The organism is Parasphingorhabdus sp. (assembly GCF_048269915.1).
GTDB lineage: Bacteria > Pseudomonadota > Alphaproteobacteria > Sphingomonadales > Sphingomonadaceae > Parasphingorhabdus.
Map to the genome: position 1 here is coordinate 348,868 of NZ_JBLWTY010000001.1, position 15,565 is coordinate 364,432.

At 56.6% G+C, this 15,565-nt stretch carries 14 protein-coding genes; 7 read left to right on the forward strand and 7 right to left on the reverse strand.

Annotated elements, in window-relative coordinates; translation table 11 throughout:
* Position 1 precedes the first annotated feature (1 nt).
* Positions 2-1,378, reverse strand: a complete 1,377-nt coding sequence (locus ACN0WX_RS01670; RefSeq protein ID WP_417620535.1) for a vanadium-dependent haloperoxidase — start codon at positions 1,376-1,378, stop codon at positions 2-4.
* 185 nt (positions 1,379-1,563) lie between these two features.
* On the opposite strand from ACN0WX_RS01670, the gene ACN0WX_RS01675 reads away from it, so the two are divergent.
* Positions 1,564-2,775 (forward strand): hypothetical protein, encoded by a 1,212-nt coding sequence (locus ACN0WX_RS01675; RefSeq protein ID WP_417620536.1) that lies wholly within the window; start codon positions 1,564-1,566, stop codon positions 2,773-2,775.
* Between the two features lie 8 nt (positions 2,776-2,783).
* Here the strand turns inward: ACN0WX_RS01675 and ACN0WX_RS01680 are convergent, their stop codons facing one another.
* A complete protein-coding gene (locus ACN0WX_RS01680; protein ID WP_417621186.1) occupies positions 2,784-3,683 on the reverse strand; it encodes a prephenate dehydratase in 900 nt (299 codons plus the stop codon).
* 211 nt (positions 3,684-3,894) lie between these two features.
* On the opposite strand from ACN0WX_RS01680, the gene ACN0WX_RS01685 reads away from it, so the two are divergent.
* On the forward strand, positions 3,895-4,524 hold the full coding sequence (locus tag ACN0WX_RS01685; RefSeq protein ID WP_417620537.1) for a c-type cytochrome: 630 nt from the start codon (positions 3,895-3,897) through the stop codon (positions 4,522-4,524).
* Positions 4,525-4,542: 18 nt separating this feature from the next.
* Here ACN0WX_RS01685 and ACN0WX_RS01690 read toward each other — a convergent pair whose 3' ends face one another.
* Together ACN0WX_RS01690 and ACN0WX_RS01695 are read right to left on the reverse strand one after the other, a co-directional pair.
* Positions 4,543-5,406 carry a TIGR00730 family Rossman fold protein gene (locus ACN0WX_RS01690; protein WP_417620538.1) on the reverse strand — a complete coding sequence of 288 codons (864 nt, stop codon included), beginning with the start codon at positions 5,404-5,406 and terminating at the stop codon, positions 4,543-4,545.
* A 49-nt stretch (positions 5,407-5,455) separates the two neighbouring features.
* Complete coding sequence (locus tag ACN0WX_RS01695) at positions 5,456-6,139, reverse strand: extensin family protein (protein WP_417620539.1); 684 nt, start codon at positions 6,137-6,139, stop codon at positions 5,456-5,458.
* A gap of 145 nt (positions 6,140-6,284) precedes the next feature.
* Here ACN0WX_RS01695 and ACN0WX_RS01700 point away from each other — a divergent pair, with 145 nt between their 5' ends.
* From ACN0WX_RS01700 to ACN0WX_RS01720, 5 genes are all read left to right on the forward strand, one after another.
* Positions 6,285-6,584, forward strand: a complete 300-nt coding sequence (locus ACN0WX_RS01700) for a PepSY domain-containing protein (protein ID WP_417620540.1) — start codon at positions 6,285-6,287, stop codon at positions 6,582-6,584.
* A 115-nt stretch (positions 6,585-6,699) separates the two neighbouring features.
* Positions 6,700-7,872: a phosphoserine transaminase gene (locus ACN0WX_RS01705; RefSeq protein WP_417620541.1), complete on the forward strand. Its 1,173-nt coding sequence runs from the start codon at positions 6,700-6,702 to the stop codon at positions 7,870-7,872.
* A 112-nt stretch (positions 7,873-7,984) separates the two neighbouring features.
* Complete coding sequence (serA, locus tag ACN0WX_RS01710) at positions 7,985-9,568, forward strand: phosphoglycerate dehydrogenase (RefSeq protein WP_417620542.1); 1,584 nt, start codon at positions 7,985-7,987, stop codon at positions 9,566-9,568.
* Positions 9,569-9,633: 65 nt separating this feature from the next.
* A complete protein-coding gene (locus ACN0WX_RS01715) occupies positions 9,634-10,749 on the forward strand; it encodes an ATP phosphoribosyltransferase regulatory subunit (RefSeq protein WP_417620543.1) in 1,116 nt (371 codons plus the stop codon).
* Between the two features lie 12 nt (positions 10,750-10,761).
* Complete coding sequence (locus ACN0WX_RS01720) at positions 10,762-12,051, forward strand: adenylosuccinate synthase (protein ID WP_417620544.1); 1,290 nt, start codon at positions 10,762-10,764, stop codon at positions 12,049-12,051.
* Between the two features lies 1 nt (position 12,052).
* On the opposite strand, the gene ACN0WX_RS01725 is transcribed toward ACN0WX_RS01720, so the two are convergent.
* The 3 genes from ACN0WX_RS01725 to ACN0WX_RS01735 all read right to left on the reverse strand — a co-directional run bounded on the left by ACN0WX_RS01725 (position 12,053) and on the right by ACN0WX_RS01735 (position 15,565).
* Entirely contained in the window at positions 12,053-12,442 is a 390-nt protein-coding gene (locus tag ACN0WX_RS01725; protein WP_417620545.1) for a hypothetical protein, read from the reverse strand.
* A 9-nt stretch (positions 12,443-12,451) separates the two neighbouring features.
* Positions 12,452-13,690, reverse strand: a complete 1,239-nt coding sequence (locus ACN0WX_RS01730) for a dicarboxylate/amino acid:cation symporter (protein WP_417621187.1) — start codon at positions 13,688-13,690, stop codon at positions 12,452-12,454.
* A gap of 75 nt (positions 13,691-13,765) precedes the next feature.
* Positions 13,766-15,565, reverse strand: a complete 1,800-nt coding sequence (locus ACN0WX_RS01735) for an SLC13 family permease (RefSeq protein WP_417620546.1) — start codon at positions 15,563-15,565, stop codon at positions 13,766-13,768.

A 15,565-nucleotide genomic window follows, 5' to 3' on the forward strand; every position in this document is an offset into this window, starting at 1 on the left:
TTCACACCCTCGGCCGGAAAAAATGGGCGTGGGCATGGTCGGCAATCGCCTTACCGGCATCCATTCCGGCCTGATGATCCCGCAACCAGTGAACACCGCCATAGATACGGCTCATGCCATTCTCCTCCGCGGCATCGCTCAGCCGGTTCCAGTGGCGGGTGATACCGCGCAATCGTGGCCAGAGCACCTGATCGGGCGACTGATGCGAAAAGCGCACTTCATCCGTACCCAGGATATGTCCGATCATCTTGGCACCCGCCGCGCCAAAGGTCGAATGACCGGACGTATAGGAAGGGAATTCTGGTGTCGGGATATAGCTGCGCCACTGCTTCTCGCGTTCGACCCGGGGATCGCGATTGCCGAATTTCGGTGCCCGGTGGCGGATCGCTGTTTCGGGGCGAATCACATCATAGTGATATTTGGTGTCCCAGGCCTGGATCGACGCATCGCACTGGGTCATCCCGACCAGCGCCATTGCTCGCGCCCATTCGATGAAAGACAGGTTGCGGTCCTGCAGCACCTGGATAGCAATCAGCATATAATGGCCGGGCGGCGTAATCCCCCACGGACCGTCTTCCCAAAACATGGCTATCTCGCTCTGATCGGCAGTGCGCTCCCGGCTATCAGCGCGGCCCAATACCTTAACCTGGTCATATTCATCGGCAAATTCCGGACTGGCCGGATCGTGGAAAGGAGCCGACCGGAAGTTTTCGGTGCGGCCCATCGTCCAGGGTTTGATCTGTCCATGGCCGGGAAAAAGCGGTCGGGAAAAACTATCAAAGGCAGGACCAGGCTTGGCGCTGTATAGCGGTCCGGTGGGTGTCCATTGAAGAGCATCATGGCGCCGCTGGTAGCGGTTCAAATAATAGTTTACTTTGCTGGGTTGAGATCCGTCACGGGTACGCATTTTGACAATTTTCAGGCCAACCTGCCTACCCCATTCGGCACCCAGCGTCTTGGCCTCGCCGTCAGCGATGCCGTTGGCGAAATCCGTGCGCTCACCGACAAAGGGTTGCTGAAATACTTCGGAGGCCGCTGTGGCAAATGCCACGCCATATGCCATTTGGGCATCGGCTCGCCGGGGCCCCGGGCCGATACCAAAAGGGTCATCATAGGCTTGCAATATGGCGTTGGCGGCGAGAAACCCGGCGGCAGTCGGCATCGCGAGATTATAGGCTGCGCGCGGCGGTGGCACACGCTGGTCCCGTATCTGCTGAAGGAGAATGTCACACCAGGCCGTGACCATATTATGAAATTGCGGCCGCAATACGGGCGTCAGATATGACGTGGCCGTACCGAAACGGCCCGTACAGCCCGTAAGTCCAGCCAAACCGACAATTCCGGCACCCGCAATGATGTGACGTCGTGAAAAGATCATTGCCCCCCCTTAATAGCTGCATCGTCATGCTGATCAGGCAAAACGACAAATATGCGGGGCGGAATAAAGGTAAACCACCAATAAATGATTAAGCCCTGCTGTGACGCAGCCCAAAAAGCCATCGACAAGCGGACGGGCAGAGGCCTATTCTGCCTTTCCCTCGTCGAGAATCATCAAGCATTATTTTGACGCTCAATATTTTCATCATCCTGTCGACAATCGTCACCGGCTTTTTGCTGCTCTCGCCGCGACTGTCCAAATTGGCGGTCTGGCGGGCGACAGTAACGCCGCTGGCATCCATCATTGGCAGCGGCTTTCTCGTGCTCGCCCCAATATTGGTATCCGACTATGGTTATATGGCTCCGCTGGTTATGGCTGGCCTGTGTCTTGGAGCCTATCTGTTTGGCGGAGCGATCCGGTTCAACATCTTCCTCCGCAATATCGAGCATCCGCGGCAGGATATTTGGGTCACCCGGCTGGAGCTAGCCGCGTCCTGGGCGCTCGTATTCGCCTTCACTATATCGGTCGGCTATTATCTCAATCTGTTTGGCGCATTTGGGGTTAGCCTGACCGCTTTCGACAATCATGCCAATGCCAAGCTGCTGACCTCTGCTGTTTATATACTTATCCTGATCGTCGGCTGGACCCAGGGTTTCAAAGCATTGGAAAGGATGGAATATAGCGCGGTGACGCTGAAGCTGGCGATTATCATCGGCCTGCTGGTCGGCCTCACTTGTTATTTCTACCAGAAAGCCGCCGCGTCGGCACTCTTTGTCCATGCGCCACAGCTTTCTGGCTGGCCCGCTATCACGCTCGCTTTCGGGCTCATCATCACCGTGCAAGGTTTTGAGACCTCGCGTTATCTGGGTCATGATTATGACTCGAACACCCGGATCCGGTCGATGCGACTTGCGCAGATCGTCAGCGCGGTAATCTACATGATCTATATCGGCCTGTTTGCCTACACATTCGAACGTGAGCAATTTGTGCTCAGCGAAACCGCAATTATCGACATGATGGGAATCATCACCCCCATATTGCCGATATTACTTGTGGCAGCCGCACTTGCGGCCCAGTTCAGCGCGGCGATTGCCGATACCAGCGGTTCCGGCGGACTGGTTGAGGAGCTGACTCGGGGTCGGATCGACGCACGCACGGGTTATGCGCTGCTGGTGGCAATTGGCCTGATTCTGACATGGAGTGCCAATATCTTTCAGATTATCGCCTATGCCAGTCGCGCCTTTGCGCTTTATTATACATTGCAGTCTGCCATCGCTGCGCGGCGGGCTTTTCTCGCTCCTGGAAATCGTTTGAAAGGCGCGGGCTTCATTCTACTGACCATGTTCGGAACGATGATCATGCTATTCGGCAATGATGTCGAATCATCCAACCGATAATCGTTGCGTTAGCTTATCACTGTCCTGGGCCGCGCTTGCCGATAGGTTCCCAATATCCGCACGCTGTTGCAATGAAAGCTTAGCTCCTCCAGCGCCCGGTCGACAGCCGGATCACCGGGAGCACCCTCGATATCAGCGAAAAATTCCGTCGCAGCGAAGCTGCCACCCTGCTGGTAGCTTTCCAGCTTGGTCATGTTGACGCCATTGGTCGCAAAGCCGCCCATCGCCTTGTAGAGCGCTGCAGGGATATTCTTGACCTCGAAAATGAACGTCGTCATCAGCGGACCATTGGGTTCGGGCTGCGATGCAGTGGGGGCAAGCACAACAAAGCGCGTGATATTGTCCGGTGAATCTTCAATTGCGTCTTCAATGGGCTGCAGCCCATAAATCTGGGCCGCCAGCCGCGGTGCGATAGCTGCGGCATACGGATCATCCGACTGGGCCACATATGCGGCCGCTGCGGCGGTATCAGCATAAGCCATGGGGATGATTCCACGTTTGCGAAGATAGTGACGGCATTGGCCGAGCGCTTGCGGATGACTCATCGCCGTCCTGACCTCGACATCCGCCGATTTCGCCATCAGACAATGCTGAATCAGCATAAAATATTCATCGACAATATACAGGCCCGATTCGGGGAGCAGAAAATGGATGTCCGCTACCCGGCCATGGAGGGAATTTTCGATTGGAATGATCGCACTTCCCGCTGTGCCCTGCTTCACCGCATCAATCGCATCCTCAAAGGAAAAACAGGGAACCGGCAAGCCATCCGGCGCATAGTCAAGCGCGGCGAGATGGGAGTTCGCACCAGGCGCGCCCTGAAAGGCAATCGCCTTTTCCGGCATTTCTGCGCCTTTTTCGGTCATTTTTTTGACCATACCCAATGCATTTTGCGGAAAGCTGTCCATCATGCCCCTCTTCTTCTTCGCCGCGATAGTCGAACCGGACAGGAGTGAGCAAGAGGGAAGTGACCTGTGCATCAAGGCACTTCAGATTTCCTATTCACAATTGCAACTGATGCAACAATTGAGGCCTTGCGTTGGCCCCTCGCCCTCTTTACAGACAGCACAAATTTGGCAGGCTCTGCGCCGCCGCTCACTCAGGGGTTTGAGAGACAATATGAGCAACAACAATACCATCGCAGGTTGGGTTTTGGCGGGCGGCATTGCCGCTTTGGGTTTTTCCATTGTCAGCGGAAAATATTTCCATGCCGGCAAGCATGAACGGCCAGAAATCATGGGCTTTGAAATTGAGGGAGTGGAAGCCTCCGGTGGCGGTGGTAACGCTGGCCCGTCGATGGAAACGTTGCTACAAACCGCAGATCCTGCCGCTGGCGAGAAGGTATTTGCCAAATGTGCAGCTTGCCATACAATCAATCAGGGCGGAGCCAATGGCATCGGTCCGAATTTGTGGGGAACCATGGGCAAGCCTCACGGCCATGTCGCCGGTTTTGCCTATAGCGATGCCCTGAAAAGCATTCCAGGAAACTGGGACTGGGCGGGTATGGACGCATGGCTGACATCGCCGCGCAAATATGCCAATGGCACGAAGATGACCTTTGCCGGACTCGGCAAAGCGGAGGATCGCGCCAATCTGATGGTCTACCTGAACGCACAGGGATCGAACGTACCGCTTCCGGCTGCACCAGTCGCCGAAGCGCCAGCTGAAGACGATGCAGAAGCAGAAGCAGGCGCTTCTGCAGAGGCTGAGGAAGCGGTAGAAGCAAACGCGGCGGCAGCGGAAGAATAAGCCGCCGCCCGGATTGCCCTAGTCGCAATCCAGCTCATAAAATTGCTGGATAATCTCCCAAGCCTCGTCTCCCGTTTCTACGAACTGGAACAGGTCGAGGTCCTTGCGGCTGATCGTCCCTTCTTCTGCCAGGGCGTCGAAATTGATCACCCGATTCCAGAAGTCTTTTCCAAACAACAGAATGGGAAGTTTTTCCATCTTGCCAGTCTGGACCAGAGTGACAAGCTCGAGAAACTCATCCAGCGTTCCGAACCCGCCCGGGAATACCGCCACCGCTCTGGCACGCAACAGAAAGTGCATCTTCCGTAACGCAAAATAGTGAAACTGAAAACTCAGCGATGGCGTGACATATTCATTGGGCGCCTGTTCGTGAGGCAAGACAATATTGAGCCCGATAGACTCTTGTCCAGCATCGGCAGCGCCGCGATTGGCCGCTTCCATGATCGAAGGCCCGCCGCCAGAGCAAACCACGAAATCCCGTTTGCCATTGTCCGATATACCGCAACTGCTCGCCAGCCGCGCCAAATGGCGGGCTTCGTCATAATATTTGGCTTTGGCTTTCAATCGCTCGGCAATTTTGCGTGATTCGTCGTCAACCGCGGCCTCAATCAGCGCATCAGCCTGATCTGGCGAAGGTATCCGCGCGGACCCATACATTACCAAAGTCGATCCGATCCCCGCTTCATCAAGCAGCATTTCCGGCTTCAGCAACTCAAGCTGAAAACGGACGGGCCGCAGCTCTTCGCGAAGCAAAAATTCGGTGTCCTGAAAAGCTAGGCGATAAGCCGGGTCCCGAGTCTGGGCTGTGCCAGCTTTTTCGGCGAATTCGGCTTCTTGTTTGGCACGGTAAAACCGGCGGTCATGGAGATCTTTATTGGTCATGGCTTCGCCCTAGAGCAAAGATTTGTGACTGGCCAGTGGCCTTATGGCCCTATCGACAATATCCGTTTCCGCTCATATCGAGATGGAAATGATCGCGGTGGGCAGCATTGTAATTGGGACTAAGAACCGTACCAAAGCGTTTACAGGCGCTGTCGTGAATTGCGCTCAGGAACTGCATTTCGCTGCGACCGCTCTTCCAATTATTCTCGACAGTTATCCGGCGACCATCGGTAAGCACAAAAGCGGACACGTCGATCGCATTGGCGTGCGCATGCTGTGACAATTTGCCCGACCCGGCAATATTGCGGCAACTGTAGCTCCCCATGGTCTCGATCCGCTTAAGATCGCTGCCGAGATATTTGCGCGCTGCCCGTTTGACGGCAAATTCGGTCCAGGCAGCAAATTTGCCGGCCAGTTCGCATTTTACCGGCCCCAAATTTGTGACATCGGCACCGACATCAAGCAGCTTGATGCTGTCGATCTGACTACACCCTCCACTGAACTGCCGGTTGGGCAGAGGCGAAAAACGGATGTTGGCCTTGCCGAGATCGCTGAAACACTGGCGCGCCGATGGACTAGGATCAAACGCACCCAGTCCGGCCGAGGACGAGGGACGCTGTGCCTGCTCAGCTCGCCCCCCCGGAATGGCTCCGCAAGCGCTTAGCGCCGACGACAATATCCCCAGTATCAATATTCTACGTATCGAACGTGTCTTTTTGGCTACTATATCCATAGCCAATTCCCTGGCATAAGATGGTTAAATTTTAGCTAATGATCCTTGTGAATAAATTGTCCCTACCAGCGGGGCAGGATAAAAGGAAACATCGCACATCGCTGCAAATTTAACTGACTTGGAGATTGTGACAATGAAATATTCGATGATTGCAACTGCGGCCGCCGCAGTAATTGCAACAACCGCCCTTGCCGTTCCGGCCTATGCCACTGGCAAGATGCGATGCGAAGCAGGACCGCAATCCGATTGGAAAACCCGTGCTGAACTGGAAGCGAATCTCGTTGCAAAAGGCTGGACGATCAAAAAGTCGAAGGTCGATGGCGGGTGTTACGAAGTCTATGGCACCACTCCCGAGGGCGACCGGGTAGAGGCCTATTTTCACCCGGTTTCCTTAGAAAAACTTCTGGTGTCGCGCCGCGGCGAGATACTGTTCCAGAAAAAATAACCGGTTTCGCCAGCAACCAAGATCACGCTTGACTTGCTGCGCCGCACAATACAAAGCGGCGCCGGGCCACGCGGTCCCAACGCCGCGCGAGCTCTCTGTAAGGAGAAGCGTTAAAATGACTGATAATACGATACCGACGCCTGAGTTGCGTCCAGACTGCCCGAATTTTTCTTCGGGTCCCACCGCCAAGTTTCCTGGCTGGTCCCTTGATAAAATCAACACTATCGCAATGGGCCGCTCCCATCGATCGGCAACTGGCAAGGGGCGGCTGAAATATGCCATCGACCTGAGCCGTGAATTGCTTGGTATTCCCGATGATTATCTGATCGGCATTGTTCCGGCTTCGGATACCGGAGCCGTCGAACTGGCGATGTGGAATATGCTTGGTGCCCGTCCGGTAACGGTTGCTGCGTGGGAAAGCTTTGGCAATGTCTGGATTCAGGACGCAGTCAAGCAATTGAAGCCGGCAAACCTGACCGTGCTGGAAGCCGATTATGGCGAAATTCCGGATCTTAGCGGAATCGACAAGGGCGATGACATCGTCTTCACCTGGAATGGCACAACTTCGGGCGCAAGAATTCCCGATACCGACTGGATTGCTGATGACCGCGAGGGAGTGACGATCAACGACGCGACCAGCGCCGTCTTTGCCCAGCCGATGGACTGGTCCAAGCTCGATGCCACCACCTATAGCTGGCAGAAGGTCATGGGTTCGGAAGCCGGCCACGGCATGCTGATTCTCAGCCCGCGCGCCGTTGAACGGATTGAAAGCTATACTCCGTCCTGGCCGTTGCCGAAAATCTTCCGGGTGAAAAAGGGCGACAAGCTCAACCGGGCGATTTTCGAAGGCGCTACGATCAACACGCCTTCGCTGCTCGCAACCGAGGATTATATCGCGTCGCTCGAATGGGCGAAGTCGATTGGCGGCCTGGCCGAACTCAACGCCCGCGCCGACCGCAACGCGAAAATCGTCCATGACTGGATCGCAGCCACGCCATGGATGCGCAATATGGTCAGCGATCCGGCGAAATGGACCAACACCGGTGTTTGCATGGTTTTCCAGGGCGACTGGTATGACAGCCTCGACGATGATGCAAAGGCAGCTGTGCCGAAGAAGATCGCAGGGATGCTCGACGAAATGGGCATCGGCTATGACTTCAACGGTTATCGCGATGCGCCGCCAAGCCTGCGTATCTGGTGTGGTTCGACGGTCGAGGAAGAAGATATCCGCCGCCTGCTGCCCTGGATCGAATGGGCCTATGCGCAGGTGAAAGCCGAACTTTCCTGATCATTCTCTCGTCCCGGCCAAGGCCGGGGCGCAAACCGCTGCCTGCAATGTTCGGGCCGTGCTTTGGATGTCGGCCAACGCTGACATCACGATCCCAACAAGGAATATAGACATGCCAAAAATATTAATATCCGACAAAATGGACCCGAAAGCCGCCGAGATTTTCCGTGAACGGGGATGCGAGGTTGACGAAATTACCGGTCAGACTCCGGAAGAGCTGAAAGCGATCATTGGCGAATATGACGGGCTCGCGATCCGGTCCTCGACCACGGTCACACCCGAGATACTGGAAGCGGCAACCAATTTGAAAGTGGTTGGCCGTGCCGGTATCGGCGTCGACAATGTCGATATCCCGGCGGCTTCTGCCAAGGGTGTCGTCGTCATGAACACGCCGTTCGGCAACAGCATCACGACGGCAGAACATGCCATCGCGCTGATGTTCGCGCTCGCGCGACAGCTCCCCTCCGCCGATGCCTCGACCCAGGCCGGCAAGTGGGAAAAATCGAAGTTCATGGGCGTCGAACTGACCAACAAGACGCTCGGCCTGATCGGTGCCGGCAATATCGGCTCGATTGTCGCCGAACGCGCCATCGGCCTCAGAATGAAAGTGGTCGCCTATGACCCGTTTCTGACCGAGGAGCGCGCCGTGGAAATGGGTGTCGAGAAAGTGACGCTGGACGACCTGCTCGCCCGCGCCGACTTTATCACCATGCACACGCCGCTGACCGACCAGACGCGCAATATCCTGTCCGCAGAAGCCCTCGCGAAAACCAAGCCCGGTGTCCGGATCATCAACTGCGCCCGCGGCGGCCTGATCGATGAAGCAGCGCTGAAGGGAGCTCTGGAATCGGGTCATGTCGCCGGCGCGGCGCTCGACGTCTACGCGGAGGAACCGGCGAAGGAAAACGCACTGTTCGGCACACCCAATCTGATTTGTACGCCGCATCTTGGTGCCTCTACCAGCGAAGCACAGGTCAATGTCGCAATCCAGGTCGCGGAACAAATGGCCGATTATCTGGTCAATGGGGGCGTGGAAAATGCACTCAACATGCCAAGCCTTTCGGCAGAGCAGGCGCCGAAGCTCAAACCCTATATGGCGCTGGCCACACAATTGGGCTCGCTCGTGGGACAACTCGCGGCAGACCAGATCAAGGGCGTCTCCGTCGAAGTCGAGGGCGCGGCTGCTGAGCTCGACCAGAAACCCATTACTGCCGCCGTGCTTGCCGGGCTGATGCGCGCCTATAGTGACACGGTCAACATGGTCAACGCACCCTATCTGGCGAAAGAACGCGGTCTGGACGTCCGCGAAATCCGCCACGAGCGGGAAGGCGACTATCATACTCTGGTCCGGGTATCGGTGACCACCGACGAAGGTGAGAAATCGGTTGCCGGTACGCTGTTCGGATCGTCCGGCCCGCGACTGGTCGAAATGTTCGGCATCAAAGTCGAAGCCGACATGGAAGGCGACATGCTCTATATCGTCAACCGTGACGAACCTGGCTTTATCGGCAGCGTGGGCACCACACTTGGCTCAGCCGGCGTCAATATCGGCACATTCCACCTTGGTCGCCGCAGCGATGCGCCAGGCGGGGAAGCAGTACTCCTGCTTTCGATCGATTCGCCGGTGAAGGAGCCTGTGCTATGGTCCATCTGCCAGCTGGAAGGCGTGAAGACGGTCAAGGCGCTGAGCTTTTGATTCGCTAGACCAAAAGCCAAGAAAAAAGATGGCCTGAGGCTTGGCTTGGGCTATGGAGCAGGGCCATGCGAATACCATCCAATCTCTTGCCGGAAGGATTTCACGACGCGCTGCCGCCTTATGCCGAGGCGGCATCGCGACTGGAACGCGATGTACTGGATACGCTGGCCAGCCATGGCTATGCCCGGGTAACGCCGCCGTTGGCGGAATATGAAGATGGATTGACCGAACGGATGCAGGGCGCCTCGAGAAGCGACCTGATGCGCTTTGTCGATCCGATTTCGCAACGCACATTGGCGCTGCGACCGGATATGACGATGCAAATCGGCCGCATTGCGACGACAAGCCTCGCCGACCGGCCCCGTCCGCTCCGGCTCAGCTATTCGGGGCAAGTGCTAAAATTGCGCTCAGGACAATTGCAGCCGGAACGCAGCCGGTTGCAAATTGGCGCGGAGCTGATCGGCAGTGACAGCGTCATCGCCGCCAGCGAGATTGTCTCGGTCGCGATCGAAGCGCTGGAACGCGCCGGTGTGACAGGCATTACCGTTGATTTCACATTGCCCGACCTGATTGACATTTTGGCAGCAGGACCATTGCCGCTGAACGCGGCACAAATTGCTGAAGTGCGGAACGAACTGGACATGAAGGATGCTGGCGGTCTCGCGGCGATCGGCGCGAACGGCTATCTGCCGCTGATCGAGGCGACAGGCCCGTTTGACGAGGCGATGGAGCGTTTGCAGGCCTTCGATACCAATGGACTGCTCGACTCCCGTCTCGACGGTCTTGCCAAAATTGCCGACAGTATCAGAGGCAAGGCCAGCCTGACCCTCGATCCGACCGAGCGTCACGGCTTTGAATATCAGAACTGGTTAGGCTTCACCCTCTATGCCGATACTTTTATCGGTGCGCTGGGCCGCGGTGGCAGCTATGAAATTATGCGCCCGGACGGTGACACCGAAAACGCGGTCGGCTTCTCGCTTTACCCCAACCCTTTGATCGATGCTGGATTCGGCACGAAAAAATGGGATCAGATATTCCTGCCCATCGGACATGACCCCGCCGCCGCCGCGAAGCTGAGAGAAGCAGGATGGCGCACCGTGGCAGCGCTGTCCGATAACGACCAGGCCGCGGCGCTTGGATGCTCCCATATCTTGAACGGCAACCAGCCGGAACCACTGTAAGAAAGAGACTATATGGCCAATGTAACGGTAATCGGCGCACAATGGGGTGATGAAGGCAAAGGCAAGATTGTCGACTGGCTGTCCGAACGCGCCGATGTCGTTGTCCGCTTTCAGGGCGGCCATAACGCCGGTCATACACTGGTTGTCGACGGCGCGGTTTACAAGCTGTCCTTGCTCCCTTCGGGTATCGTCCGCGGCGCCTTGTCGATCATCGGCAATGGCGTGGTACTCGATCCGTGGCATTTGCGCGAGGAGATCAAGAAACTCGAGAACCAGGGCGTAGTGATCAATACGGATAATTTCGGTATCGCCGAAACCTGCCCGCTGATCCTGCCGATCCACCGCGATCTCGATGCCATGCGGGAAGATGCCAGCGGCAAAGGCAAGATCGGGACGACCCGGCGCGGGATTGGCCCCGCCTATGAAGACAAGGTCGGCCGCCGCGCAATCCGGGTTTGTGATCTCGCCCATCTCGACGATCTGGGGCCGCAACTGGACCGACTATGTGCGCATCATGATGCGCTCCGTGCCGGCTTTGGCGAGCCTCCCGTGGATCGCGAGCGGCTGCTCGCCGACCTCAAGGAAATCGCTGACAGCGTGCTGCAATATGCCCAGCCCGTCTGGAAACGCCTCAACGAAGCCCGGCGTGACGGCAAGCGCATATTGTTCGAGGGTGCGCAAGGCGTACTGCTCGACGTCGACCATGGCACCTATCCCTTTGTCACCAGCTCGAACACGATTTCCGGCACCGCTGCTGGCGGGTCGGGCATTGGCCCGTCCGGTACCGGCTATGTACTCGGGATTACCAAGGCTTATACAACCCGCGTCGGCTCCGGCCCATTCCCGACCGAACTGGATGATGATATCGGCCAGCGGCTCGGCGAACGCGGCCATGAATTTGGTACTGTCACCGGCAGACAGCGGCGCTGCGGCTGGTTCGATGCGGTGTTGGTCCGGCAGGCTCTGGCCGTGTCCGGCGTCCACGGCATCGCACTGACCAAGCTGGACGTGCTCGACGGTTTCGAGCAACTGAAAATCTGCGTCGGCTATGAGCTGGACGGCATCACCTATGACTATCTGCCGCCCCATCATCAGGACCAGGCAGCGGTCAAACCGGTTTACGAAACCATGGAAGGGTGGAGCGAATCCACTGCCGGCGCGCGCAGCTGGGCCGATCTTCCGGCGCAGGCGATCAAATATATCAAACGCGTCGAGGAACTGATCCAGTGCCCGGTGGCGTTGGTAAGCACTTCGCCGGAGCGGGAAGATACTATTTTGGTGACCGATCCATTTGCGGATTAAGCTATCTCGAGGTTTTTACCGTTTCCTCGATAGCAACCGATTGGCTTGACCGGTTCGCCCGTGTCATCACGAAATCACCACTCCAGTTGCCATGGATAATCCATGTTCCCGAGAGCTGTCGCCCATCAACGGAAAGCGTTCCTTCATAGGCGATGTCATCATATTCTTCGTTTGAAATATCGTATAGCTTCAAAAAGGAAACCGTTGAACCCGACCTGGATCCATTCAAACGAGCGGTCAAAAACTGGCCGCGTTCAGTTTCGCTTACTTCACCCGAAATGTGGCCGCAATTTTCCGTAATCTTAGCTTGAAAAGCAGTTTCCTGAAAAACTCCTGGATATCCAAAGACTCCGACCCAATGCCCCGTCATAACTAGAGGATCGGCTGCCATACTCGGATATCAAACATCGTCCGCCGAGATCATTTCTTCGCGGTCAATCTCGTTCGTCATTGACGCCACCGTCACCGCCACGGCGGCATCGCCCGAGACATTGGTGGTGGTCCGCATCATGTCCATGATCCGGTCGACGCCAGCGACAAAGGCTATGGTTTCGAGCGGCACGCCGACGCTGCCGAAGACCAAAGCCATCATGATCAGGCCGGCGCCCGGTATGCCGGCCGCGCCGATCGCTCCCAGGGTCGAGGTGATCGAGATCAGGAGATAATCGCCCCAGCTCAGATCGACGCCAAATATCTGCGCACCAAACAATGTAGCGAGGCCTAAATACATGGCGGTGCCGTTCATATTGATTGTAGCACCAAGCGACACCACGAAGCTCGCAACCGAATTGCTGACGCCGAGGTTGCGCTCGACGCAGCGCAGGGTCACCGGCAGGGTCGCGTTGGACGAGGCTGTGGAATAGCTGACTGCAATCGCGTCGACGATCCCGCGGAAGAAATCGATCACCGGGAGTTTCGCGACGAACTTGATCATCGCGCTGTACATGACACCGATGATCAGCAGACAGCCAAGATAGTTGAGACCAACCAGCTGCGCCAGCGATATCAAGGCGTCGGTGCCCAGCGTCCCCGCAACCCAGGCCATCAGCGCGAAGACACCGAAGGGCGTCAGTTCCATAACGATCATCGTGACCTTCTGCATCACCACCGCGCCGCTATCGAAGATTTTGGCGAGCGGCTTGCCGTCTTCCTTCGCCATCAATATGCCAATGCCGATCAGCAGAGCGAACACGATCAAAGGCAAGACGCGGACGTCGGCCATCACCTGCACCGGGCTGTCCGGCACGATCGACAGGATCATGTCGACTGCGGTCGTGTCATTGGGAACCGGCGTCTCGCCTTTTTGAATGGCGGCCGTTTCAACCCCCTTGCCGGGCTGGAAAAACGTACCGAGCGCAAGGCCGAGCCAGGCGGCAATCTGACCGGTGATCACGAACAGAATCATTGCCCGTCCGCCAACGCTGCCCAGTTTCTTGAGATCGCCCAACGCGGCTACACCGGCGACGAGCGAGAAGAAAATCAGCGGGACGACAAGCATCTTGATCGACTTGATGAAGAAGTCGCCAATCCATTTGATCGTTTCGGATTCCGGTCCCCAGACCATCCCGGTGATCACACCAAGGACAAGCGCTGCGATCACGCGCTGCCAAAGCGGTATTTTGAACCAGAATGCCAGCATGCCAAATCCCCCGATCTTTTCTTTCATCCATGCCTATCGTCAGCGGCGAAGCGCGGCAAGCCCCTTAGGGTGACCCTACATCCAGAAGCTGATCGCCAGACAGGTCGACAGTCCGACGCCAAAGGTCAGCGGAATGCCGGCCTTGAAGAAGTCGGTGAACCTATAATTGCCCGCCGCATAGACCAAGGTGTTGGTCTGATAGCCAATCGGCGTCGCGAAGCTCGCGGAGGCCGCAAACATGACCGCAATTACCAGCGGCCGCGGATCGACACCCAGATCATTACCCAGCGCAATGGCAATGGGCGTGATGATGATAGCAACCGCGTTATTGGTCACAATCTCGGTCATGATAACCGACATGATATAAATCGCAAACACCAGCCCCCAGGGTGGTACTTCCCGCAAATAAGGCGTCATTTCAGACACAATAAGTTCAACGCTGCCGGCCTGCTGCAAGCCGAGACCCACCGCGAGCATGCCGAATATCAGTACCAGCACATTGCCGTCGATCGAACCCCAGGCCTCTTCTGCGTCGATACAACGCGCCAGCAAGATTGCCCCGACGGCAAGGATAGCGGCGACAGCCAGCGAGATGATATTGAGCGCAGCGAGCACCACAACGGCGACCAGCGCCCCTATCGCAATCGGCGCGCGATCCCGCCGGAACGCGCGAATCTTTGTCTGACCAACTCCGAACAGATTGGGGTTTTGATACATGCGGTGAATATCTTCGCTCGAACCCGTTACCAGCAGCCGGTCGGCAGCGTGAATACGCGCGTTGGTCAGATCAGACCGCGGCAAATTACGGAAACGGGTCATGCCCAATATACGAACATCCAGCTGCGACAGGAAGGGAATGTCATACAGCCGGTTACCGATACTGGGGTGATTTGGCGCAATCGTGGCTTCGACCAGCTCCTCGCCCATCGCACCAGCATCACCCTTGTGGACAATACCGACCTTGAAATCTTCCGACTTTCGCAAGGAAATAAGCTCTGCCAGGTCCAGTTGCACGACAATCCGGTCACCAGCCCGCAATTCGTGATAATCCAGGTCATGCCGGATGTAGCTGCTCAACCTTTTGACCGCAGTGACGCGGATGCCTGCACGCCGCAATTCCGTTACGGCAGACAATTTCTTGTCGATTACGGACGCCTTTCGACGCACCGTCAGTTCAGTGAGAAAATCGCTTTCATCGCTGCTGTCAAACTGACCCTGGACCTGACCGCGGGGCAACAGCCAGCTGCTGAACAAAACCATCATGACCGTACCCGCGACGGCAGCGATCAGGCCATAGGGTGTGATCTCGAAAATTCCGAATCCAGCCAGACCCTGATCCCGCGCAACCGCATCGACAATAAGGTTGGTCGAGGTACCGATTAACGTCGTCGTACCGCCCAATATGCAGATGAAGCTGAGCGGTATCAGCAGTTTCTTCGAGGAAAAGCCGGTTGCCCGCGACAAGCGGAGGATGATGGGAATCAGCACGATCACGACCGGGGTATTGTTCATGAACGCAGAGGCGACAAAGGCACCAAGAAACATTTCTGCGACCGCCAGCTTGGGGTGACGCTTGGCGCGTTTAATAATGAAGCCAGCGATAGCATCGATCGTCCCCGTTCGCAGCAACGCTCCCGAAAGAATGAACATCGCTGCGATAGTGATTGGTGCAGTGTTGGAAAAGACCGAAAACAGACCATCGGAATCGATAATCCCGAGGAACAGGAACATACAGGCCCCAAGCACCGCGACCACCGCAGCAGGAAAGCGCTCCATGATGAAGCCGGCAAACAGAAAGCCAAGGATCACAAGACCGATGACAGCCTTGTTCGCCTGAATATATTCGTCAATGACGTGAAGAACGAGATCTATCAT